Source organism: Pseudoalteromonas sp. NH0006-46 (assembly GCF_057547735.1).
The window spans coordinates 44815-67043 of record NZ_BAAJML010000009.1; the positions used below are offsets into that span (position 1 = coordinate 44815).

The 22229-nt window shown below is 40.0% G+C and carries 18 protein-coding genes; 6 read left to right on the forward strand and 12 right to left on the reverse strand.

The features are described 5' to 3' along the window. Positions 1-212: 212 nt before the first annotated feature. Positions 213-1229 carry a LacI family DNA-binding transcriptional regulator gene (locus AC27I2_RS15745; protein WP_487204813.1) on the forward strand — a complete coding sequence of 339 codons (1017 nt, stop codon included), beginning with the start codon at positions 213-215 and terminating at the stop codon, positions 1227-1229. Positions 1230-1389: 160 nt separating this feature from the next. Here AC27I2_RS15745 and eat read toward each other — a convergent pair whose 3' ends face one another. From eat to AC27I2_RS15760, 3 genes are read right to left on the reverse strand one after another with little or no spacing between them, the layout of a single operon-like run. Continuing rightward, on the reverse strand, positions 1390-2802 hold the full coding sequence (gene eat, locus AC27I2_RS15750; protein WP_487204814.1) for an ethanolamine permease: 1413 nt from the start codon (positions 2800-2802) through the stop codon (positions 1390-1392). A 54-nt stretch (positions 2803-2856) separates the two neighbouring features. Beyond that, complete coding sequence (eutC, locus tag AC27I2_RS15755; RefSeq protein WP_487204815.1) at positions 2857-3720, reverse strand: ethanolamine ammonia-lyase subunit EutC; 864 nt, start codon at positions 3718-3720, stop codon at positions 2857-2859. Beyond that, complete coding sequence (locus AC27I2_RS15760; RefSeq protein ID WP_487204816.1) at positions 3720-5123, reverse strand: ethanolamine ammonia-lyase subunit EutB; 1404 nt, start codon at positions 5121-5123, stop codon at positions 3720-3722. The genes eutC and AC27I2_RS15760 overlap by 1 nt, the downstream gene beginning before the upstream one ends. A gap of 215 nt (positions 5124-5338) precedes the next feature. On the opposite strand from AC27I2_RS15760, the gene AC27I2_RS15765 reads away from it, so the two are divergent. Continuing rightward, the gene (locus AC27I2_RS15765) at positions 5339-6307 is read left to right on the forward strand and encodes a helix-turn-helix domain-containing protein (RefSeq protein ID WP_058404544.1); all 969 of its coding nucleotides are present in this window, start codon (positions 5339-5341) and stop codon (positions 6305-6307) included. Between the two features lie 511 nt (positions 6308-6818). Further along, positions 6819-7382 carry a cytochrome b gene (locus tag AC27I2_RS15770; protein ID WP_487204817.1) on the forward strand — a complete coding sequence of 188 codons (564 nt, stop codon included), beginning with the start codon at positions 6819-6821 and terminating at the stop codon, positions 7380-7382. 31 nt (positions 7383-7413) lie between these two features. On the opposite strand, the gene arfA is transcribed toward AC27I2_RS15770, so the two are convergent. From arfA to AC27I2_RS15810, 8 genes are all read right to left on the reverse strand, one after another. Beyond that, the gene (arfA, locus tag AC27I2_RS15775) at positions 7414-7614 is read right to left on the reverse strand and encodes an alternative ribosome rescue factor ArfA (RefSeq protein ID WP_058404542.1); all 201 of its coding nucleotides are present in this window, start codon (positions 7612-7614) and stop codon (positions 7414-7416) included. A gap of 236 nt (positions 7615-7850) precedes the next feature. Next, a complete protein-coding gene (locus AC27I2_RS15780) occupies positions 7851-10391 on the reverse strand; it encodes a TonB-dependent receptor plug domain-containing protein (RefSeq protein WP_487204818.1) in 2541 nt (846 codons plus the stop codon). Between the two features lie 248 nt (positions 10392-10639). Continuing rightward, the gene (locus AC27I2_RS15785; protein ID WP_487204819.1) at positions 10640-11551 is read right to left on the reverse strand and encodes a sensor histidine kinase; all 912 of its coding nucleotides are present in this window, start codon (positions 11549-11551) and stop codon (positions 10640-10642) included. Positions 11552-11657: 106 nt separating this feature from the next. Continuing rightward, on the reverse strand, positions 11658-12785 hold the full coding sequence (locus tag AC27I2_RS15790; protein WP_487204820.1) for an HDOD domain-containing protein: 1128 nt from the start codon (positions 12783-12785) through the stop codon (positions 11658-11660). Beyond that, on the reverse strand, positions 12782-14791 hold the full coding sequence (locus AC27I2_RS15795; protein WP_487204821.1) for an EAL domain-containing response regulator: 2010 nt from the start codon (positions 14789-14791) through the stop codon (positions 12782-12784). The genes AC27I2_RS15790 and AC27I2_RS15795 overlap by 4 nt, the downstream gene beginning before the upstream one ends. Before the next feature lie 293 nt (positions 14792-15084). Further along, positions 15085-16368, reverse strand: a complete 1284-nt coding sequence (locus tag AC27I2_RS15800; RefSeq protein WP_487204822.1) for a PAS domain-containing sensor histidine kinase — start codon at positions 16366-16368, stop codon at positions 15085-15087. Beyond that, on the reverse strand, positions 16368-16943 hold the full coding sequence (locus AC27I2_RS15805) for a chemotaxis protein CheX (RefSeq protein WP_487204823.1): 576 nt from the start codon (positions 16941-16943) through the stop codon (positions 16368-16370). Before AC27I2_RS15805 ends, AC27I2_RS15800 begins: the two co-directional genes overlap by 1 nt. Beyond that, positions 16940-17305 (reverse strand): response regulator, encoded by a 366-nt coding sequence (locus AC27I2_RS15810; protein WP_487204824.1) that lies wholly within the window; start codon positions 17303-17305, stop codon positions 16940-16942. The genes AC27I2_RS15805 and AC27I2_RS15810 overlap by 4 nt, the downstream gene beginning before the upstream one ends. 243 nt (positions 17306-17548) lie before the next feature. Here AC27I2_RS15810 and nosR point away from each other — a divergent pair, with 243 nt between their 5' ends. The 3 genes from nosR to AC27I2_RS15825 all read left to right on the forward strand — a co-directional run bounded on the left by nosR (position 17549) and on the right by AC27I2_RS15825 (position 20553). Then, positions 17549-18883, forward strand: a complete 1335-nt coding sequence (gene nosR, locus AC27I2_RS15815) for a response regulator c-di-GMP phosphodiesterase, NosR family (protein WP_487204825.1) — start codon at positions 17549-17551, stop codon at positions 18881-18883. A gap of 74 nt (positions 18884-18957) precedes the next feature. Then, complete coding sequence (hemH, locus tag AC27I2_RS15820) at positions 18958-19977, forward strand: ferrochelatase (RefSeq protein WP_006793511.1); 1020 nt, start codon at positions 18958-18960, stop codon at positions 19975-19977. 435 nt (positions 19978-20412) lie between these two features. Beyond that, positions 20413-20553, forward strand: coding sequence for a hypothetical protein (locus tag AC27I2_RS15825; RefSeq protein WP_487204826.1), 141 nt, complete (start codon positions 20413-20415; stop codon positions 20551-20553). Positions 20554-20810: 257 nt separating this feature from the next. Here AC27I2_RS15825 and AC27I2_RS15830 read toward each other — a convergent pair whose 3' ends face one another. After that, a complete protein-coding gene (locus AC27I2_RS15830; protein WP_487204827.1) occupies positions 20811-21968 on the reverse strand; it encodes a benzoate/H(+) symporter BenE family transporter in 1158 nt (385 codons plus the stop codon). Positions 21969-22229 lie beyond the last annotated feature (261 nt).

Sequence of the window (22229 nt, forward strand, 5' to 3'; positions counted from 1 at the left end):
ATAAATAATAAATTAGTCATTTTTTTATAAAAAATTTCAGGATTTTCATGATCTGCGATACCCATTCAATAAATTAACTATCAATCTCAACGGATGTCTTTATAATTTGTTCATTAAAATGATATCCAATGCGCAGTTATCGCTATTTTAACTGTCGATATTAACTAATGAATTAGTGCCAAAAAAAATAATATTAAAGGTCTATTAAGCTTATGAAAGCAACAATAAACGACGTGGCAAAAGATGCAGGGGTATCGATAAAAACGGTATCGCGAGTAATAAACAACGAAGCGTCTGTGCGTGACAATACGCGTGAAAAAGTCATGGCGTCGGTTGAAAAGCTAAACTACCATCCAAACTTAGCAGCAAGAAGCCTTGCAGGAACAAAAGCTTACAGTATTGCTTATATTTACGATAATCCTAATGCCTATTACATCATAGACATGCAAAGAGGTATTTTAGATGCCTGTAAAAAACAAGGCTTTGAGCTACTCATTCACCCATGCGATGCGAAAGAAACACGAATAATAGATGAAATTACCGACATGGTAAAACGCACGCGAATTGCAGGTATTTTACTCACACCGCCCTTTTCAGAAATGCCCAATTTTGTAGAAAAACTCACGCAGTTAAATATTAAAGTTGTGCGCATACTATCGGGCCATAGCGCTCCAGATACGTTAACACCGTGTATTATGATTGACGATAACTGCGCTTCGAAATCTATTACTGAGCATTTAATTAATAATGGACACACCCGTATTGGTTTTTTAGCAGGTGGCTCAGAGCATAACTCAACTAAAGAACGATTAGAGGGCTATAAAGCAGCTTTAACGCAGCATAATATTGAAATAGACTCGCAGTTGGTCATTGCCGGAGAGTACTCGTTTGAGTCAGGTGTTGAAGGGGCAAAAGTATTAATAAATCAAACCAACCGGCCAACCGCTATTGTATCTTGTAACGATGAAATCGCTGCAGGTGCGCTATTTGCAGCGCGCTTAATGGAAATTGACATACCGAGTCAATTATCAATTACAGGCTTTGAAGATAGCCCGTTTTCACGCCAAACATGGCCTAAGCTTACCACTGCTCACCAGCCTAACAACCAAATAGCGCAAGATGCTGCTAACTTATTAATTGCGCAAATTCGTAATGGCAACGAACGCGACATTATCAAGCAATATACCCCTGAACTGGTAGTTAGAGATTCAACCGCCCATATTGACTAATTCAGAAAAAGCAGGCTAAAACACTGTTTTTAGCCTGCCTTATCGGTTTATACCAATTCGTTTAATTAACTGATCTATTTTGAGGGTGGTAAAACGTGTTGAACGTTTAGCCCCGCAAAATGATTAAGTATTATTGCAGATTGGTATTCCTTAACCTTTATTACCCCTCGTTTACCGCCATTGCTAAATCAGATTCTGCATCAGCTAACATAGCAAATTCTTCATCAGCCGTTTTAGCCATTAAATGCTTAGAGCTGTAGCCAAAATAATATGCCGCACCCAATGCAAATAAAATTACCGTGTATAAAAACGCTCGAGGGTCAAAGGCGTATACACCGGTAAGTGCAATAAGCGATAGTACAAGTGCAATACCCGATGTAACCACACCACCAGGCGTTTTATAAGGGCGAACTAATTCAGGTTGCTTAATACGTAGCATAATATGGCTTAATGCCATTAATGCGTAAGATACCGTTGCACCCACAACCGCCATTGCCAACATTAAATCACCTTCACCACTTAGTGAGGCAATAAAACCAAAAATAGCAGGCACTATTAACGCACGAGCCGGTACTTTACGCTTTGTGGTAATTGACAAAGATTGTGGTAAATAACCCGCTCGTGAAAGGGCAAACACTAAACGGCTATAACCATAAATAATAGAAAAAAACGATGCGACCAACCCCGCTAAGCCTAAAATATTGACTACCGTGGCTAAGCTTGTATTACCCGTGGCGTTCAGCGCATCAACTAAAGGTACTGCACTTGCTCCCATGGCGTTGGCACCAGCAGCACCGGGCACTAACACCACGACTAACAATGCAGTGAACAGTAAAAATACCATTGCTCCAATAATGCCTTTTGGCACATCTTTAGCGGGATTTTTTGCTTCTTCTGCAGCAAGTGGTACACCCTCAACGGCTAAAAATAACCACATAGCAAATGGCAGTGCGGCCCATACGCCATACCAACCTAATGGTAAAAACTCAGTTGCGCCAGCGGCGTCGCTGACCGCCACATCAAATAAATTAGCTGCATCAAAATTAGTTACAAGCACAACCGCAGTGGCAACAATAGCAAGCACCGCTAACCCACTTATTACCATCATCACTTTTAGTGCCTCACCTACACCCGCTAAGTGAATGCCCACAAATGCCAAGTAAAACAGCGCATAAACCCACGGGCCATTAAACCCAGTTAATGCTTCTACCGCAGAGCCAATAAATATAACAATAGCGGCGGGCGCAAGAGCGTATTCAATTAATACGGCAAGGCCTGTTAAATAGCCACCAGCGGGGCCCATTGCTTGGCGAGCAAAACTGTATCCGCCTCCTGCTGCAGGTATAGCTGCTGACATTTCAGCCAGCGAAAGTACCAATGTTAAATACATAATTGCCATTAGCACTGCTGCAATGGCAAAACCACCCCAACCCGCCTCCGCTATGCCAAAATTCCAACCAGCAAAATCGCCCGATATAACATACGACACCCCTAGACCGGCTAGTAATAACCAGCCTGCGGTACCGCTTTTTAATTGCCTTTTGGCAAGGTATTCTGAATTATTATTCGACATTGTTATCTCCGTTGATGCTTCATTTTTATTGTTTTAATTTTTAATTGCTTACTATTAGCCAATTAAAAAGTGGGTATTAGGCTGCTGATGTTCAATTACATCGTCTTGTGTTCGATCTTTTAGGTTAACGCCTGTTAACTTGAGCTTTTTGGCCTCGCGTACTAAATACACTGCACGACGAGCCGCCTCTTCATAAGACAAACCCGCAGGTCGAATATTTGAAATACAATTTCGGCACGCATCGTTTAACCCTGTTTTTGGCGCCCATGTTAAATAAAGCCCCAAACTATCAGGCGAGCTAAGCCCTGGGCGCTCACCTATTAGCACCATGACTATTTGCGCATTTAATAACTCGCCAATATCGTCGCCAATGGCTACACGTCCTTGTTCTACTAAGGTTATTGGCGCTAGTTTAAGTTGCTGATTTTTGCCCAGTTGTGCCAACAGTTCACTAATAAATGGGTGCGCATTTTTTTGTACTGCTAGTGACGAAAGACCATCGACCACGACAAGAGCCAAATCGTAATTTAAAGGTGTGGTTTGCTTTTGCTCTGCCATAAAATCAAGCAAAATATCTTGGCTTTTTTTACTTAACTTACGCCCTAAATCAGGGCGTTGAAGATAACTTACTCGATCAACCGCTTGGCTATGTAAATGCAAAATATGAGTGCGGGGAGTTAAAACACCAAGGCTATTTTTCATTTGATTAATATCCAGCGGAAAACTCACTGCATCGCGGGCTTGGGCATGAGACAACTGAAACGCCAGCATTTCTGAAGTCGGTAAACTAATCCCCGCTCTACCAAGGCCAATTCGCGCATCAGTAAAGCGGCGTAAATCATTCCACGGATTATGTACCACCTTGCCATTACTTTTATGATTGGTGTTTACATTTAAAGCTTTAGGGTTACTTGCCATTAATTCCCTCCTGAAATCGCGTTAAGTGGCTTTACAAACGCCGCAGGTAATGAGTCTGACAAAGTCACATTTTCAGTGCTTTGCATTATTTTCATCTCACTCAGCCATGCCTCAAATTCAGGTGCGGGTTTTGAACCCAGTACACGGCGTACATACAACGCATCGTGAAACGAAGTGGTTTGATAATTCAACATAATGTCGTCAGAACCAGGGATCCCCATTACAAACGAACACCCCGCTACACCTAATAACGTAAGTAAGTTATCCATGTCGTTTTGGTCGGCTTCTGCATGATTGGTGTAGCACACGTCACAACCCATAGGAATACCAAGCAACTTGCCACAAAAGTGGTCTTCCAGACCCGCGCGGGTAATTTCTTTGCCATCAAATAAATACTCTGGGCCAATAAACCCCACAACTGTATTAACAAGTAACGGATTAAACTTTCTTGCCACAGCATATGCTCGTGCTTCACATGTTTGTTGATCAAGCCCATGATGCGCATTTGCTGAAAGCGAGCTACCTTGCCCGGTTTCAAAATACATCACATTGTTGCCCACCGTGCCGCGCTTTAAACTAAGCGCGGCATCTTGCGCTTCAGCGAGCGTATTTAAATTAAAACCAAAGCTTGTGTTTGTTGCCTCTGTGCCCCCTACTGACTGAAAAACCAAATCAACTGGTGCGCCTGCTTCAATGCATTCAATCGTATTAGTTACATGAGTCAGCACGCAGCTTTGTGTTGGAATTTCGTATTTTTGAATAACATCATCCATTAGCGTCATTAACTTAATGGCCTGAGCTACATTGTCGGTGGCAGGGTTTATACCTATTACCGCGTCACCATTCCCGTAAAGCAAGCCATCCAACATGCTGGCCGCAATCCCATTAATATCATCGGTTGGGTGATTAGGTTGTAAACGCGTTGATAAATGCCCGGGAAAACCAATCGTATTTCTAAATGCACTGGTTACGTGGCATTTTTTAGCAATTAAAATTAAATCCTGATTACGCATTATTTTGCTAACTGCTGCGGCCATCTCAGGGGTTATTGCGGCCCTTACACTCGCTAATACCCCTGGGGTGGCAAAATCACTCAATAACCAATTACGAAAATCCCCAACAGTTAAATGCGCTATTGCCTTAAATGCGTGTGCATCGTGGTCGTCTAAAATTAGACGTGTTATTTCGTCGTCTTCGTAAGGAATTAACGCTTCATTTAAAAATGTTTTAAGTGGCACCTCAGCTAATGTCATTTGTGCCACGGCTCGTTCTTGCGCCGACTGCGCAATAACGCCAGCCAACCTATCGCCCGAACGCTGCGCGGTCGCTTTAGCCATCAACTCGGCTAAATCTCTAAATTGATAGGTTTTTGTACCAAGCGTGTAGCGATACGTTTGCCCCATTCTTTACCTCATCTAACTCTTTCAAACCTTGGTACAGGTTTTGCTGCAGCATTATTTATAGTTATTTGTCATTTAAGTACTAAAAGCTTAATTCGTACCAAAGCACTATCGAATTTTGGCAAATCGTTTTTTTAAATATAATTCAGTAACTTAAAGCATTTAAAACACGGTTAAAGTTCCTCAATAAGCAATACAAAATAAAGAGCGAATCCAAAATGGCGCATCAGCATTTATCTAACGCACCACAAAAGAGCAAAGTACATACTCACGATATTGATGAACAAGCAAGTAACCTAATCAATTGGCAACAAAAGTATGATCAGGTCAGCGAGGGTGGCTTTTTTGGTTGTATTGAAGGCGTTGCCCATTCTAATATTCACGTATTTGAAGAGTACACAGAGCGTGCGCTTCGCCAGCAATGTGTTATTGCCGATGACTCTATTTGGTTGGGTATTCCTAAAACATCGTGCGAAAGTAAAATTAATGGCTTAGATGTTCTAAATAACCAATTTATGTGCCGCAGTAGTCACAGCGATTTTGAATTAATAACACCTGAAAAATTTAATATTTATGGGGTAGTGATTAACTGGCAATCAATTGAATGCATGGCGCAACTACACGGTATTAATTTACAAAACATAAATGCCTTCGGCGCAGAGCGACTCACAGTAAATAGCCCAACTCTCAACAGAGCGCGCAGTATTATTAACAGCATGGTTAATCATGGTGCCCATGGCTTAAACGCCAATTTACAACAAGAAATGCTTTACATGCTTGCGCTAAATTTATTAAAAACTGAAAGTCAGCAGCACAACATTGCGCCAAGTTATAAGCATCGCAAAGCCGTGGTAGACAAAGTAAAAGAATATATTAAAGCTGATCCACAGAGCACAGTGACTATTACACAGCTATGCGAACTCACACATGTTAGCAGGCGAACTTTACAGTACAGCTTTGAAAGTATATTAGGTATTAACCCGCTGCGATTTTTACGCTTATCGCGTTTAAATAATGTACGGCGTGAACTTAAATTAGTTGGTCAAACCAAGTCAATTTCAGTCATTGCTGCAAACTGGGGGTTTTGGCATGCAGGGCAATTTGCTAAAGACTATACGCAGCTTTTTGGTGAGAACCCATCAAAAACCATAGCAAATAATTTAAAAGAAAGTGACTTAGATTATTAGATGCTGCGCATCCCGTGTAAGCAACCTCTACGCCTACCGCCAAATTTAACTCAACGGTAAAATTCCCTGTAGACGCGCAGCTTGCTGGCGTGACGAGCGATAGCTCGTAAATAAAGCTAATGCATTCACAAAGAGATTAAGAGGCGCTTCGCTTTTAGAGAAGTAAATAGCATCTTGCGCGAGCAAGCTTCGCGCCTGCAGCTTTCACTTCTCATTTACTCCTCATTCTCTTCTCTTTGTGCATTTTTATTGAAGATCAATAAGTCAAAAATAGGGTTTTAAGTGCTTTGCAACATCTAATAATTTAAGTAATTAGATGCTCCGCATCTCGCGTGAGCAGGCTCTTCGCCTACCGCCAAACTTATCACCGAGTAAATTATTTTGTATTTGCCAATTTCGTTAACCCTACTTTGACCCTCTATAATTTAAGCTAACTGCATCAATGTAGCTTGTTCAACTGTATAACTACATATTCAAAACTTTTTAAGTATTAACGTTAGGAATAAACTGTATGAAACTTATAAAAGATACACCTCTCACGCTGAGCAAAACCACAATCAGCCTACATTGGATTGTAGCGGTGCTTATTATTGGGTCATTAGGCTCAGGGCTGTACATGGAAAACTTTAAAGCGTTTTTTCTAATGAGCTGGCATAAATCGTTTGGGGTATTACTCTTTGCTTTTGCTTTATTAAGAGTAACGTGGCGCATTATAAATGGCTGGCCAAAACACACTAATACCCATCCACAGTATGAAATGATACTCGCTAAAGTTATTCACTACGTATTGATAATTAGCATGTTACTAATGCCAATTTCAGGATTAATAACCTCTGGTATGGGCGGGCATGGCGTAGACTTATTTGGGCTAGAAATTATTCCGCATAATCCTAACCCAGAAAACCCACAAAAAAGCATGCCATTTAGCGAAAGCTGGTCAGATTTAGGTAAAACCGTTCACGGTATTACAGCAAATGCGCTTCTTATCGCGTTAGGTTTACATATTGTGGGCGCCTTAAAGCACCATATTATTGATAAAGACAACACACTTACACGTATGTTTGGCAAAAAATAGGCACTTAAAAGTCTTATTTGATCGGTGCTATTTAAGCCGCGATTAAATAAGACTCTCGTCCTACGTGTTTGCTGCTGCGTTTAAACGAGCCTTTCCCTTTTTTAGCTTTTACCACTTGTGGTTTAAACACTTTAGAGGTTACTAAAGCCGCCAGCGCATTATGATTAATAACCCCACGACCGGTGTCTACTGCGCTTTTATTTACCGATTTGTTATTCGATTTTTTAGCCATTTTATTTCCTATAGATTGAGTACTCACTAACAACAGTAAGTCCTTAAAGAAGTGGCGATTGTATGCCTAATTTTCAACCTTGCAAGTATTTTTATCATTACACAACGCTGTTTTTTCATAATAAATAGGCATAAAAAAAGCGCAGTAAATAACTGCGCTTAGTAAAGAACCTGAACGCTGGATAATAAATCTATCTCTAGCCAGAGCTCAAGTTAAATAGTTTCTAGCTCAAATAATTAAAATTCAAAGCTTACTTTTGCGTAGTAAGTACGCCCGTCAAAACCATAAGGCAATGCACGTACAGGATATTTAAACGCACCATTGGTGATAAAGTTTAGCACTTCATCATCACCTAACTCATCAGGTGTTTCATCAAATACGTTGTCGGCACCAACCGAAAGCGTAAACATCTCATTAATGTCATAACTTACGTTCACATCAACCAATACAGCAGCTTCAACAGTACTTGTTGGTTTAAACGAGCCCGTTGGCGAAAGCTCACCGGGTAATGAAATGTGGTCGTTACCAAAATACTTTACATCGGTCTCGCCAAAGTAATTAAAACGAAGCGTAGAAGTATAAGCTTCACGCTCATAATCAAATGTCAGTGTTGCACGTTCACTTGGCTGCCCATCAGTAAAAAAGCTACGTTGTAAGTCATCAAAGGCAACCGCTTCTGGAATGCCCTCTTCAGCATTAACGTTATCAATTTTAGTGTCGTTCAAATTACCAGCGAAAGTAACACCTAAATTAGCGCCGTCGATTTCAGTACGGTATGAAGCAATAATATCAACACCTTGCGTAGTAGAATCAACGGAGTTTGAGAAGTAGTTGGCTTGTACTGCACCGGTTGCTTGCAGTGCAGCCAGCGCGTCTGGACTAAACGAGACGTCGTCGGCCGACAGCAAACTACCTAGTGTTATACGGTCTTTAATCTCTACACGGTAAAAATCAACCGTAAGCGAAAGCTCACTACTTACATCGTAAACAAAACCCGCGCTGTAGTTAGTTGAAGTTTCAAGCTTTAACGTATCTACGCCTAATGCACTAGGGAATGCCGTGCCATTGTTGGCAGTAAATGACTGAGTTAACGAACCGTCAGAACCTAGGTTCGTAGTAAACGCAGTATAACCACTTTGTTGTAATGAAGGCGCTCTGAAGCCAGTTGATACCGCAGCACGAACAGCAAAGTCATCATTAAACTCATAACGCGTTGCTAGTTTACCTATTAAATCGTCACCCGCATCTGAAAAGTCTTCAAAGCGCAGTGCACCACTGACATTCCATGCATCTGTGATCATTGTTTCTACATCAACAAATACGGCATAACTATTACGATCGCTCTCGTTTGCCGCTTCTGGGCGAAGGCCGTTGTAAGCCTGAAAACCACACTGCGCAAATTGGTTTTCATCATTAACTGAAGGGTATGAAGTGTCAGTATTAGCTAAGCCACAGGCATACGACGCTTGGCTGCCCGGGACTATTTCGTAGTTTTCTTTTCGGTACTCAGCGCCAATAGTTACGTATAATGGTTCACTGCGACCAATATCTACAAGACCGTTAAAATCAGCATTAAATGAAGTTTGATCAAATCTAAACCCACCTGAATAACCACCTGTTGGGCCTGCATTGGCTGCAATATCAGCATCGCTTGCATCAGGGTTATTAAATAAGTACTCAGCTGCGTATGACGCATTTAAGGTTTTACGCGAGGTAAAGTCGTATTCGTTTTCACCATATACAGCCGACACATCGTAAGTCCAATCTGGGTTTATGTCGCCTTTAAACCCTATTGCAAATGAAAGGTCTTGTGCTTCATTGTATATACGCGGTAAAAAACCATCACTATAAACTTGAGTCACGTTTTTAGACGCTTCGTTAAAGTTACGATAAAAACCATTACCCAACGCGCTACGTTCTGAGTAACCACCAAACGAGTAAAGCTCGCTATCGCCAACAGGCAATGCCATATTGTAAAACAGCGATGTGAATTCGCTATCCGCGTTACCTTGTCCCCAACGAACGTCCTCTGAAAGCGTTCCAGGTGCTACATTTAATGAACCACCCGTATCGCGCTCTGCACGGTTAGTGCCGTCGGCATCTCGATACTCCAGTGATAAATTAATAAAACCGCCTTCATTACCTAACTCAAAACCACGGTTTAAGCCTGCAGTAACCGTATCGCCATCGCCTTCGCTTGTGCCGCCATACTGAACAAAGCCCGTTGTTACACCTGTTGAATTATTAAGTGATAAATTGATTACACCCGCTATTGCATCAGAGCCATATTTTGCCGCTGCGCCATCGCGAAGTACTTCAACACCTTTAAGCGCAGTTAACGGAATTGCGTTCATATCGGTACCCGCAGCACCTGCACCAACCGTCCCATTCAGGCCAAAAATAGATTGATTATGACGGCGCTTGCCATTAACCAGTACAAGTGTTTGATCGGGTTGTAAACCACGCAAGGTCGCGGGTCTAAATAAATCAGAACCATCAGAAACCTGCGTACGCGAAAAATTAAATGAAGGGGCTGTTGCTTGTAAGCTTTGGCCAAGCTCAGTATAACCGCCTTTATTTAAATCATCCGAGTCGATTAAATCTATTGGCGAAGATGACTCGGTTGATGTGCGATTTGAGACTCGTGAGCCTAAAACAGATATTTGCTCAATATTTTTGACAGCTTGAACGGGAGCTTCTTGTGCATTTACAACGCCTGGTGCGCATACTGCAAACGCAACTGACACTGCAAGTGTATTTAAACGATATGTTGACATAGTGACGACCCTGTTTATGTGTGTTCTTATAATTTATATAGCGATTGTGTATCGCCAATGAGGAACATCCTAGCAACATATACAAGCAAAAAGAAATGAAAAAATTTAAATTTACGACCTAAGTATGCAAATTAAATTCAACCAAAGAAAAAACAACCTCAAAACGATCAAAATTAAAGCAAATAAAGAATTGAAATTACAAAACAAATAATTAACACCTTATTTACAAAGGGTATTTATATGCAAAGTTATGCTTTTAAGGGAAATAAGCATGAAATGGACGTACCTGTCTCTAAAATACTATTAACGTGCACCTTTCCTGCGTGTTCTTGCATAATTGATTGCACAAGCGTGAGCCCCATACCAGTATTTTTACCCACCTCTTTAGTTGTGAAAAAAGGGTCAAACATCTGCTCTTGAACCTGGTTTGACATACCACAGCCATTATCTTTTATTTCAACACAAATATAATTATCTTTTTCAAAAATGCTCACATCAACAATGCACCCTTTAGTGTCGTTATGCTCGCATGCATCTCTGGCATTAAGGAGTAGATTAACAAATAGCTGATTAGTTGATGCTAAATTGCAATATATCGGGGGGGTATTTTCAAAGTGAGTATTAACTGCACATAATTTAAGCTGGCTTTCGAGTAAACGCAGTATGTTGTTAGCAACATCAGCCATGTTAACAAGTTGCATTGCGTGGTGATCATTAGTGTCCATAAAATTCAGCAAGTTTTGAACACAATAATTAACCTGCTTTAGGGTGCTGGCACTTTCTTTTATTCTTGGTGACAAATCATTACTGATCCAAGCAAATGGGTGTTGTAAATTAAGCAAATCAAGCTCGTGTTTAAACTGGCTTTCTTTTAACTCACCGTTTAAGTATTGCTCACTTATATTTAATACTGAGGTGATAATTTGGCTCGAATAATTAAAGCTATCAACAGTACCAATAGCTTTCAGTAAAGGCGTGTTTATTTCTGAAGCTGCGTCAACGCTCAAAGTACCTAAAGTCGCCATTTTAGTACTCTGCACTAACATTTTTTTATAACGAGTTAGTTCGGCTTCTATTTCGCTTATTTGCTTTTCGAGCTGTTTACGTTTTGCTTGCTCGTCTAAAAATGCACTCTCTAAATTACTTTCTACTTCATTCATGCCAGAGTCCCTATAGCTATTGCTTTAATGTTTAGTTCGCAAACTCTAAACACGCAACCTAAGTAACTTTATTAATGTAAACAAAAGTAATGACTGCTTTGATTTATCACCAATCAAAAGTGCCAATTGCTTCATAAATTGATGAGTCAACATCATGGTGTTGGCAAAAAGTAATCAAAGCTTCGTTCGACTCTTTATAAAAAAGCTTTTGCTGAACAATAAACAATACATTACCTAACTTGTCATCAGGCGCTTTTAGCTCGCTAGAGTTTATAATTAATGAACACACTTGAGAGCTATAACCCCAAAGTTTCATCACATAAGCAGAAATGTGTAAATAAGAAATGCAGTGTTCAGGTAACGGTTCTTCTGCACTTAAATCACTTTTCTCTTCCCCTTCAAGCTTTATTAATTTGCCAACAAAACTTAATAGTGCAACAGAAAAAAGCAGCGCCTGTTCTTTTTGACTCATTTTCATATGTTGTGCAAATTTTTTAACACAGCTCGCGTAATGTGTAGCTTGAGATAAATGTTGTTCATGCTCACTAGCAGATAAACATGATTGGCTGTTTTGAGCTATTAATAACAATGCGCTAATTGATAATAATATAGTTGTTCCAAGGCGAGACACCGCTTCTTCAATTGAACTCGTTTCACGCGTAAACCCTAAATAAGCCGTGTTAGCAAGCTGTAGTAATTTAGCAACAATAATTGGTTCTTTAGCTACCATTTGAGCAACGTTAGCCAAGTCGTAATCGTCACTGTTTATTAGGTTGTTAAGCTCTTTAAGTAGTGAAGGGTAAACAGGAAAACTAGGCATTGAGCCTAACTTGCGTCTCATCGTATCTGAAAATGGTAACGCCTTTAAATCGGCAACATTTTCAAATAACAAGATTAAATTATCTTTATTAAATGGTTTTGCAAGGTACATATGCACAACGTTACTTTGCCGCATTTTTGAAGTTAACGATGAATCGCCTGTCAGCAGCGCCCTAACCGGGTACGGGTTTTCAGTCAAGCAGCGCTCTAACACATCTAGCCCGTTAATATGCGGCATTAAATAATCGCTTATGACTAAATCAATGGTTTTATGTTCTTTAAGGACTGCCCAAAACTCATTTAATTCAGTAACCGTAATTACGTCTGCAACAGGGTAAATTCGATTAATTGTTCTCTGTAGAGCCTTTAAAATAAAACGCTCGTCGTCAAATAAAACGATGGTCATTGTGTTCATTGAGTATCGCACTTATTTTTAATCGTTAAATAGCGACAAAACTCATCAGCATGCAAAGGTTTAGAAAAATAAAAGCCTTGAATATAATCACAGCCCAACTTTTCAACTAACTTACATTCGTGCACGGTTTCAACACCTTCTGCAATTACTTTAAGGTTTAAATCATGCGACATGCGCACAATGTTTCTGATCATGCTTTGCATTTCAAGTGATGAGTCCAAACCACTAATAAGCTCTTTATCTAATTTAATCGCATCAATAGATAACTTAGAAAGATACGCAAGCGATGAATAACCAATGCCAAAATCGTCAATTTGCACTTCAAAACCCAAGTCGCGTAGCCTTGTTATTTGCAGCTGACATTCGTGTAAGTCATCCATTAAATACGTCTCTGTAAGCTCAAACTGAATACTTGATGCACACAGGCCATTTTCTTTTAGGCGGGCTAGCATAAAGTTAATCCACTGCGGATCTTCTTTGATTTGCCGAGCTGATAAATTAATAGCTAATTTCCCAACCTCTATTTTTTGCTCTTGCCAGGTTTTAAGCTGCTTAAAACTTTGAGAAATGACAAATCGGCTAATAGCAATAATTTGGCCATCGCATTCTGAAATAGGTATAAATAAACCAGGAGGCACCCACCCATACTTTGTTGGTTCGTACCAACGAATAAGCACTTCGGCGCCACTGACTTTATTTGTTTTTAAATCTATTTTAGGCTGAAAACACAAACTAAATTCTTCATTATCAATCGCTTTAAATAATAACCGGCTTAACTCAAAGTTTTTTCGGTAGTCATTCACAAGCTCTGCATCAAAGCGGGTAAAAAATCGTTGCTGTTTTTTAGCCAAGTAGTTCATATTCAAACTAAGGTGATTAACTAACTCTTTGCCCGTTAAAACATCGTCAGGAAAAATGCCGTACACACCATAAAGCTCTAAACTCATTCCTTTGTAACGTTGGGGTATAGCATCGGTAAATAAGGCCATTGTTTTATTAAGTGCGGCAAGTAATGTGGCATCGTTACTTGCGTGAGGCACAGATAACATAAACTGATTTGAGTGCTTTTGACACATTCTTACCTTTTCACCAAAGGTATTGTGCAGTACTTTTGCAAGCAAATGTGTAAATTCGTAAGCGCTTTGGTAATCTAATAAATCCGCTATAAGTTCAAATTTAGCAATACCGATAAAAATAACCGTGTAACTGGTATTTTCACTTTCATAATCATTTAGCTGTTGATAAAAAGCGGGCTCTTTAATAAGAAACTCACCAAAGCTTTCTATTAAAAATTTGTTACTCGATTTACTCGGGTTAACCGACAACTTCAGTAACTGACAAAAATCATCAGACCAATATCGCTCCAAAATAAACTCGTATTCCTTTTCGCTCTCGGGACATTTACGAGCAATAAATAGCATGTCAGTTTTGTTATTTAAAAAAGCCGTTAAGTCAGTTTTGTTTTGCTGTGAATCTATACTGGTTATGTAATCGTCAACATAGCTGTATAGGCTCGGAAAAAGAGACAGGGCGGGGGCATTAAAGCGAGTTATTTTGCCTTGCTCATTTATTTCAATAAGTGCCGTTACGCTCCCAAGGAGTAGTTGATCACGCTCATGCTGTGCAATGCGTCTGCAATAAAGCTTCTGTGCTTGTTTAATTGTGTCAACCAGCTCGTTTTCGTCCCATGGTTTTTGTAAAAACTTAATCGCCAGCCCTTGATTAAGAAGCTCAACAACCGAATTAAAATCGGCATGACCACTAAGCACTATGTTTATTATGTCTGGCCAATGTTTTTTGGTTTCTCTGAGTAAGTCGGCTCCTGTCATTTTAGGCATTCTGTAATCGGTAATAATCACCGACACATCATGCACTTTTAAGTAAGCCAATGCTTCTTGGCCACTAGCGGCTACCGCTACTTTTTTAAAGCCGGCACGCTTTAGCACGCGCTTTAAAGACCGTAATACATTTTCTTCATCATCAACCAAAAGGATACTAGGTTCCACTATTGGCTCCCATTGTTATTCAATCCTAAATAAAGATTAAAACAGCTAATACGACAGCGTATAATGCACCTATCGTCATTTAAACTGATATGGCTATAGTTAACATGTTTTAGTTCATAGCCCCATTGCAAAAATAGCACCTGCTATTTATTACTCAAAAAACAATCCTAAAAAACCAAATAGCGCAACAAAAAGCAATACAATACAACTAGAAATAGACTAACTTATATTAATAAATAACTGCAATACGTATAAGCTCTTAATGTACACGGCTAAAAGTGCCATTAACTAGATTAATTTAAAGGCGCTTTAAAAGTGTTAAACATAAACGTAAAGCAAGTGCCTTCGCCCTCTTTGCTAAACACGTCTATACCTGCCTCATGCTCTTCAATAATTGTATACACCTCAGACAAACCTAAACCTGTTCCTTGTCCAACTTCTTTAGTTGTAAAAAACGGATCAAAAATGCGTTCCAAGTCAGACTCAGCAATGCCTGCACCAGTATCTTTAATTATTAATGTTATTTTGTCCCCATTTTTCTTGCAGCCAATGGTAAGCGTTCCTCCAGAACTCATTGCCTGCAGCGAATTTAAAATCACATTAAATAAGAGCTGCCTTATTTTGCCCGCTTTACCTTTTATAAATACCGGCCCCTGAGGTAAGTCTTTTTCAACCTGCACTTTATATTTAAGCTCATTTTTAAGCACAACTAGCGTAGATTCAATCTCGGCGCATAGGTCTACCTCTGCCCAGCCTTCTTCATCGTTTAGTGCAAAATCTCGTAAACTATTCACAATTTTTTTAACTCGCTCAGCACCATTTAGCGACTCATCAAGTAACTCTGGTAAATCTTCTAAAATAAAGTCAACACCGTGACGTTCGTATACATCCTCGAGTAATTTTATAAATCTTTCTTCTGCTTGTTTTTCAATGATTTTTTTCTGTGTTTGTGTCGTTTTTATTAGCTTTAACGCATAATCCTTGAGTGTTTCAAGGTTCGAGCTTACAAATCCAATGGGGTTATTTATTTCGTGTGCAACCCCTGCAGCTAATTGACCTATAGACGCCATTTTTTCTGATTGCAGCATTTGCTTTTGCGCTACTTTTAGCTCTTGATGCAGAACTTTTAATTGTTGATGCTCTTCATCAAGTACATTTTTTAAGTCAGATTGCTGAATAAAATAACTGGCTTCTGCAGTCACATCGGTCACAAAAATGCTGACATGAGTAACCTCTGCATTATCGTTCGAAAGCGGCATAAACTGCACATTTTGGTACATTTGCGACTCGTCTCCTGTAATAGGGCGACTGCTGCGCATAGGGAATACATGGGGGCGTTGTTGCCAGTAACTAAAGCTTGGATTTTTTAAAATAAATACACTGTCAATTTTACGTTTTAAAAAACGCGCTTGCTCTTCAAATACGGTTAATAAATGCTGACCAACTAGGTCGGGCTGGCGAATAGTTAAACCACCTAAAAATGTAGGGTTAGCGAATGTGATGGTCATATCTTGGTTTATAATGCATGCACCAATAGGAAGCTGCTCAATGACGCGCTCAAACTCACTTTTCTCCATTAATCCTCCAATAAAGCTTTTATGGGTACTAACAGTTGTTCAATTGAGCCTTCGCTTAAGCCAATGAGTATGCGCGCATCAAATTGCATTTGCTCTATAAAAAACTCTACTTCTATAATTAAAATCGACGACCACTCGTTGCTATGCACCGATTGTAATGGGTAATAAAACGCAGGCATATTCAATTGCGTCGATAACTCAAGCTGGCTTGTAAATCCCTGCAAGCAAGCAGCAGATAAAATATTGGTAACTTCTAAAACAAGCTCTTCTGTAGCGGCATCATCAAGTGGTAAATCAAAGTCCATAACCTCTGCTAACGCATTACAGCCATCTTTATGCATGCTCATGATCACTTCACCACGAATGGTGCCCGTGAAAGACTGCCGTGCAAACCAATTATTAGAGAGGCTATTAATCATCCCCTGAAAATCTTCAGGAGACATTGCTTGAATAGCAGGAATAGACAACGACACCTTAGTTTGAATAAGGCGTGCAAGTGCATCAGCCGCCTGCCCCATAGAAATGTTCATTATTTCTTGAAGCGCATCGCGTTCATCTTCGTTTATTTCAATCATAACAAACCAACATCCAGCAAGGTTTCGCGTAATTGATCAGCCTTTAAAGGCTTTTGTAAAAACCTAAAAGCGCCCATTGAGCTAACAAGCGCCTGTGCTGCGGGTTGAATATCAGCACTAATTACTATCACTATGGTTTTTTGGTGTTCTTGCTGCAGCTCTTTTAATACTTCAAAACCATCCATTTGTGGCATTTGTAAGTCTAAAAAAAGTACCTCTGCTAACCCAGCATGCACAGCTTCTAAGGCCTCTACGCCATTTTTAGCCTCATAAATAGTTATGTCCCAATCTTCAGGGAGTGCGCGTTTAATTGTTTTTCTTGAAAGTGCTGAGTCATCAGCTATCGTAACCGGTATTGGCATACAGTCCTCGCTATACAATATTAGTACGTAACCCTCTGTTTTAGAGTAGAAGTAATTAGTAATTTCTGCAAAAAATTAGCCTACAAATTAGCCTTTCATGCTGAGTTTTTGTTATTTTTTAAAGGCCCTAAATTCACGCATTAGTAAAATACATCACAATTATTAAAATCTATCAATTCAGTTGTTTATACGCTTAGGTTAGACTAAATTTAACTGTATATCAGAATTGGCTGGCTTTATTTAATGCAAAATACCTCTGAACTAGAAGAATTTAACAATCGGCCTGCGCACATTTTATGCCTAGATGACGAAGCAAGTGTTTTAAAGTCACTTGTACGATTGTTGCGCATGAACCAATTTAATGTGGTTGTATCGACAGACGGGCACGACGCGCTTCAAAAAATGTCTGCCACACAGTTTGACGTGGTTATAAGTGATATGCGTATGCCAAAAATGAGCGGCGCAGAATTTTTAGCAAAGGCAAAAAAGCTAGCTCCTGATACTCAACGTATTTTGCTAACGGGCTATTCTGATCTAGAGTCAACGGTCAGTGCGGTCAATGATGGGGGGATCAACGCCTATATTCAAAAGCCTTGGCAAAACGATCACTTAATCAGCGTTATAAAATCAGCCGTGGAAAAGTTTCGTTTAAAAAAACACAACGAGTTACTGCAAGCCCATGTCAAAAAACAAAATGCGCAGTTAACCGAACTGAATCAGTCATTAGAACTCAGAGTAGAAAAACGCACAAAACAAATAAAACAAGTACTTAAACAGCTTGAAAAAGCGAATGAGCGAGAAAAAAACGAGCATAAGTCTACTGTAGAGCTACTCTATAATTTTATTAACGCTAACCCCTATCTCGACGGTAATAAAGCGCAAAACATTGCCAATACCTGTACTCATATAGCCTTGTATTTAAATGTATCGCAAAAAAGTATCGATCTTGCCCCTACGGCTGGTTATCTAGCGCAAATTGGGCTACTTGCAATGGACCCCGATCTTTATAAAAAGCCAGTGAACAAACTTACCGAAGCACAACGCAAAGCCTTTTACACTCACCCCAGCACCGCGCAACTAATGCTTATGCCTGCACTGCATTTACACGACGTGTCTGACGCTATTTACTATCAATATGAACGCTATAACGGCAACGGGTTACCCAAAGGGCTTTCGGGTAACGAAATACCCATTGGCGCCATGGTACTCAGTGTTGCACGTGATTACTGGGACGCATATGAGCAAAGTGTGGGCGATAACGAAGCTGAGCACCACCAGCACGCGCTCGACACTATAAAGCTATACAGCGGTACATTTTATCACCCTAAAATTGTGCGAGCACTTGAAGCCAGCCACAATATGATGAAAGAAAAGAAAAGCACAGCAGGCTCAGTTAATATTTGCAACGCACAAGAGCTCAAAGAAAACATGGTGCTGGGCAATACGCTTCAAAGCCATACCGGCATTATGTTACTACCAAAAGGTCATGTATTTAGCCGTAAATCAATTGAAAAATTACAACTACTTGAAGCTAAAAAACCAACCCCCTTTAGAATTATGATTAAAAGCGCTAAATGATTGATCTAAAGCAGGCTTTTTTTCGTTACAATAAGCCTAAAACATACATATAACTTTGCTTGAAGGAGCACAACGTGTCGCGATTTTCTGCCGTAACCGACAATCCCCACGACGGGCGTTTTAATCAAAAAACGGGAATACTACTTACTAATTTAGGGAGCCCAGATGCTCCAACGGCCGCGGCACTTCGTATTTACTTACGCGAGTTTTTGTCTGACCCACGTATAGTCGAAATACCGCGCCTTGTATGGATGATCATACTACATGGCATTATTTTACGAGTACGTCCAAAACGCTCAGCAAAGCTATACAAAAGCATTTGGACCGAAAACGGGTCGCCCCTCACCCACATTACGCGCCAACAAAGCGAAAAGCTCAACACATTATTAAAGCAAAAAGGCTACACAAACACCGAAGTGGTTATGGCCATGCGTTATGGCAACCCTTCAATAGAAGCAGGCCTTGAAGAGCTAAGAGATAAAGGCCTTACGCGCATTATTATCATGCCAATGTACCCACAATATTCAAGCCCAACAACGGGTTCTACATTTGACGCCGTATCAAGCGTACTACGCAAATGGCGCTGGGTTCCTGAGCTTCATTTTATAAATGGCTATCATAAAAACACCACGTATATTGAGTCATTGGCCAATAGCATAAGTGAAGACCTAGCTGCCAATGGCATGCCGCAAAAAATAGTGTTTTCATACCACGGTATGCCAAAGCTATTTTTAGACAATGGCGATCCGTACCATTGCCTGTGTTTACAAACAACGCGACTTGTTGTTGAAAAGCTTGGCCTTGATAAAGACAACGTTATTAGCACTTTCCAAAGCCGATTTGGTAAAGCTGAATGGTTAAAGCCTTACACCGATGCTACGCTTGAAAGCCTGCCAGCTGAAGGAATTAAAGACGTTGCAATTATAAGCCCAGCGTTCAGCGCCGACTGCCTCGAAACTCTTGAAGAATTAGAAGGTGAAAACCGTGAGATTTTTGAAGAAGCCGGCGGCGAAAAATACCGATACATCCCTGCTTTAAACGACAGAGACGACCACATTGAAGCCATATTTGATGTGTTAAAACCGATGTTGTAGTCAACTCAATATAATAAACAAGGCGTTAATATTAACGCCATTTTTTATGCCCACTCTTCACAAAGAGGTTAAGAGACGCTGCGCTTTTAGAGTTAGTGAAAAAGCCCAACATTTACAATGCCATGGCTTAATTTACCTATAGACGTGCTTTGCTTTTGTTTAAAAATGCCTTTAAGGGTTATAAAAGTAACTAACTTACCACCGAGAATTAAAGGAGAAGACCAGGAGAAGTGACCAAAACAATATTTTAACTCTTTGTAGCGCGAAGCGCCTCGGTGTGCTCTGTGGTGATATTTATTGTAAATAACAAGAAGCTGCCGCTTCTAACGTGAGCAAGCTCTTCGTCTACAAAATAAACTAAAACACCGCTTGTCACTTTAACTGCTCATTTACTCCTCGTTTTGTTCTATTTGTGCATTAAGATTTTAAAAGCCAATGACTCACAAAGAGGTTAAATTTACTGGTAGACGCGCAGCTTGCTGGCGTTTAAAAGTAACGCTTTTACATTTAGTCGATTTATTCGTAAACGTAATTGTTTCACCACCGAGAAGTGAAGAAGAAGACCATGAGAAGTGACCAAACCAATACTTTTTAACTCTGTGTAGCGCGAAGCGCCTCGGTGTGCTCTGTGGTGATATTTATTGTAAATAACAAGAAGCTGCCGCTTCTAACGTGAGCAAGCTCTACGTCTACAAAAATAAACTAAAACACCGCTTGTCACTTTAACTGCTCATTTACTCCTCATTTGCTTCTCTTTGTGCATTAAAGATCTAAAAGCCCATTACTCAAAAAAAGATTAGAGGCGATGCTATTTTACTTAAACCCCACCATTATTAACCCTTACGAGTGATCATCACGGTACACACTCCTGCAATAATTCCCCAAAAAGCAGAACCTACTGAAAACAGCGTTAAATCAGACGCCGTCACCAAAAACGTCACTATTGCAGCCTCAGTATATTGCGAACCCGTTAACGCCTGCTGCAAACTATTAGCAATAGTGCCAAACAAAGCTATGCCCGCCAAAGCTAAAATAAGTGCTTGCGGTAAACTTGCCACCAACCCCACTAAAGTTGCAGCACACAACGCCATTAAAATATAAAACACACCGCCCGCAATACTTGCCCAATAGCGTTTATCCGGGTTTTTATCGGCCTCATCACTCATACAAATAGCCGCCGTAATCGCGGCTAAATTAATTGAATACGCCCCAAACGGCGCACAAAGCACATTCACCAGCCCCGTAACATTAAGCGATGACGAAATAGGCGCCTCATAATTGTGTGCCTTTAATACCGCAATACCAGGCAAATTTTGAGACGTCATGGTCACAATATATAAAGGTAAACCAATGCTTATACAGGCTTGTACATTAAACGAAGGGGCAATATAGGTAAAGTGGCTCATTTTCCACTGTAACGCGCTGGTATCTATGTAGCCAAATTGCCACGCTAATAACACACCAACAATTAATACACTTAACATCGCAAAGCGCGCAAAAAAGCGCTTACCCACAAAATAAACCAACACCATTAGCCCTATAACTAAGGGCATATCGTTCATAAAATTAAATACATCTATACCAAAAGTAACCAGCACACCGGCCAACATAGCACAGGCAAGCTCACTGGGTATTCGGTTCATTATTTTTTCAAACCAACCCGTAATCCCCGACAAAAAAACCAACAACGCGGCAAACATAAATGCCCCAACGGCTTCGTTCAAGTTATACCCTTGTGCGCTTGATATAAGTAATGCGGCTCCGGTGGTCGACCATGCAATTAAAACAGGAACTTTGTAATAGTACGATAATCCAATTGAGGTTGTTCCCATTACTAAACCTAGCATTAAAATCCAGCTCGCTACTAAATCGGGCGTTCCGCCAAGGGTGATCACAACCTGATAAATTAATGCAATAGAACTTGCAAAACCAATAATCACTGCCACTAATCCAGCTGTTACTCGGTTAAGTAATTGATCTGAAAACGTCATAAGTCCCTCTTGCATTTATTTTTATGCAAACAACATACGTTGCTCAATTTCACATTGCAATTGGCTATTAGTGTAAGAATCGTGAATTATTTTCATTTTTATTTTAAAAAATTTTACACCTTCAAATTATTGCACTTTAAAAAACAAACAAGTACCTATAAAAGCGCCACAGGCCCCATAAAACCTACAAAAAGCAATACCTAAAATGTACTAAAAACAACCTAAGCATTACTTAACAATAACTTAAAAAACAAAAAACCA

Coding starts and splice junctions, on each gene's coding strand:
- eutC (WP_487204815.1), bottom strand. CDS start 3,720: ATGGCAAGTAACCCTAAAGCTTTAAATGTAAACACCAATCATAAAAGT.
- AC27I2_RS15800 (WP_487204822.1), bottom strand. CDS start 16,368: ATGGAGAAAAGTGAGTTTGAGCGCGTCATTGAGCAGCTTCCTATTGGT.
- AC27I2_RS15745 (WP_487204813.1), top strand. CDS start 213: ATGAAAGCAACAATAAACGACGTGGCAAAAGATGCAGGGGTATCGATA.
- nosR (WP_487204825.1), top strand. CDS start 17,549: ATGCAAAATACCTCTGAACTAGAAGAATTTAACAATCGGCCTGCGCAC.
- eat (WP_487204814.1), bottom strand. CDS start 2,802: ATGTCGAATAATAATTCAGAATACCTTGCCAAAAGGCAATTAAAAAGC.
- AC27I2_RS15805 (WP_487204823.1), bottom strand. CDS start 16,943: ATGATTGAAATAAACGAAGATGAACGCGATGCGCTTCAAGAAATAATG.
- arfA (WP_058404542.1), bottom strand. CDS start 7,614: ATGGCTAAAAAATCGAATAACAAATCGGTAAATAAAAGCGCAGTAGAC.
- AC27I2_RS15790 (WP_487204820.1), bottom strand. CDS start 12,785: ATGAACACAATGACCATCGTTTTATTTGACGACGAGCGTTTTATTTTA.
- AC27I2_RS15780 (WP_487204818.1), bottom strand. CDS start 10,391: ATGTCAACATATCGTTTAAATACACTTGCAGTGTCAGTTGCGTTTGCA.
- AC27I2_RS15770 (WP_487204817.1), top strand. CDS start 6,819: ATGAAACTTATAAAAGATACACCTCTCACGCTGAGCAAAACCACAATC.
- AC27I2_RS15810 (WP_487204824.1), bottom strand. CDS start 17,305: ATGCCAATACCGGTTACGATAGCTGATGACTCAGCACTTTCAAGAAAA.
- AC27I2_RS15765 (WP_058404544.1), top strand. CDS start 5,339: ATGGCGCATCAGCATTTATCTAACGCACCACAAAAGAGCAAAGTACAT.
- AC27I2_RS15760 (WP_487204816.1), bottom strand. CDS start 5,123: ATGGGGCAAACGTATCGCTACACGCTTGGTACAAAAACCTATCAATTT.
- AC27I2_RS15785 (WP_487204819.1), bottom strand. CDS start 11,551: ATGAATGAAGTAGAAAGTAATTTAGAGAGTGCATTTTTAGACGAGCAA.
- AC27I2_RS15825 (WP_487204826.1), top strand. CDS start 20,413: ATGACTCACAAAGAGGTTAAATTTACTGGTAGACGCGCAGCTTGCTGG.
- AC27I2_RS15830 (WP_487204827.1), bottom strand. CDS start 21,968: ATGACGTTTTCAGATCAATTACTTAACCGAGTAACAGCTGGATTAGTG.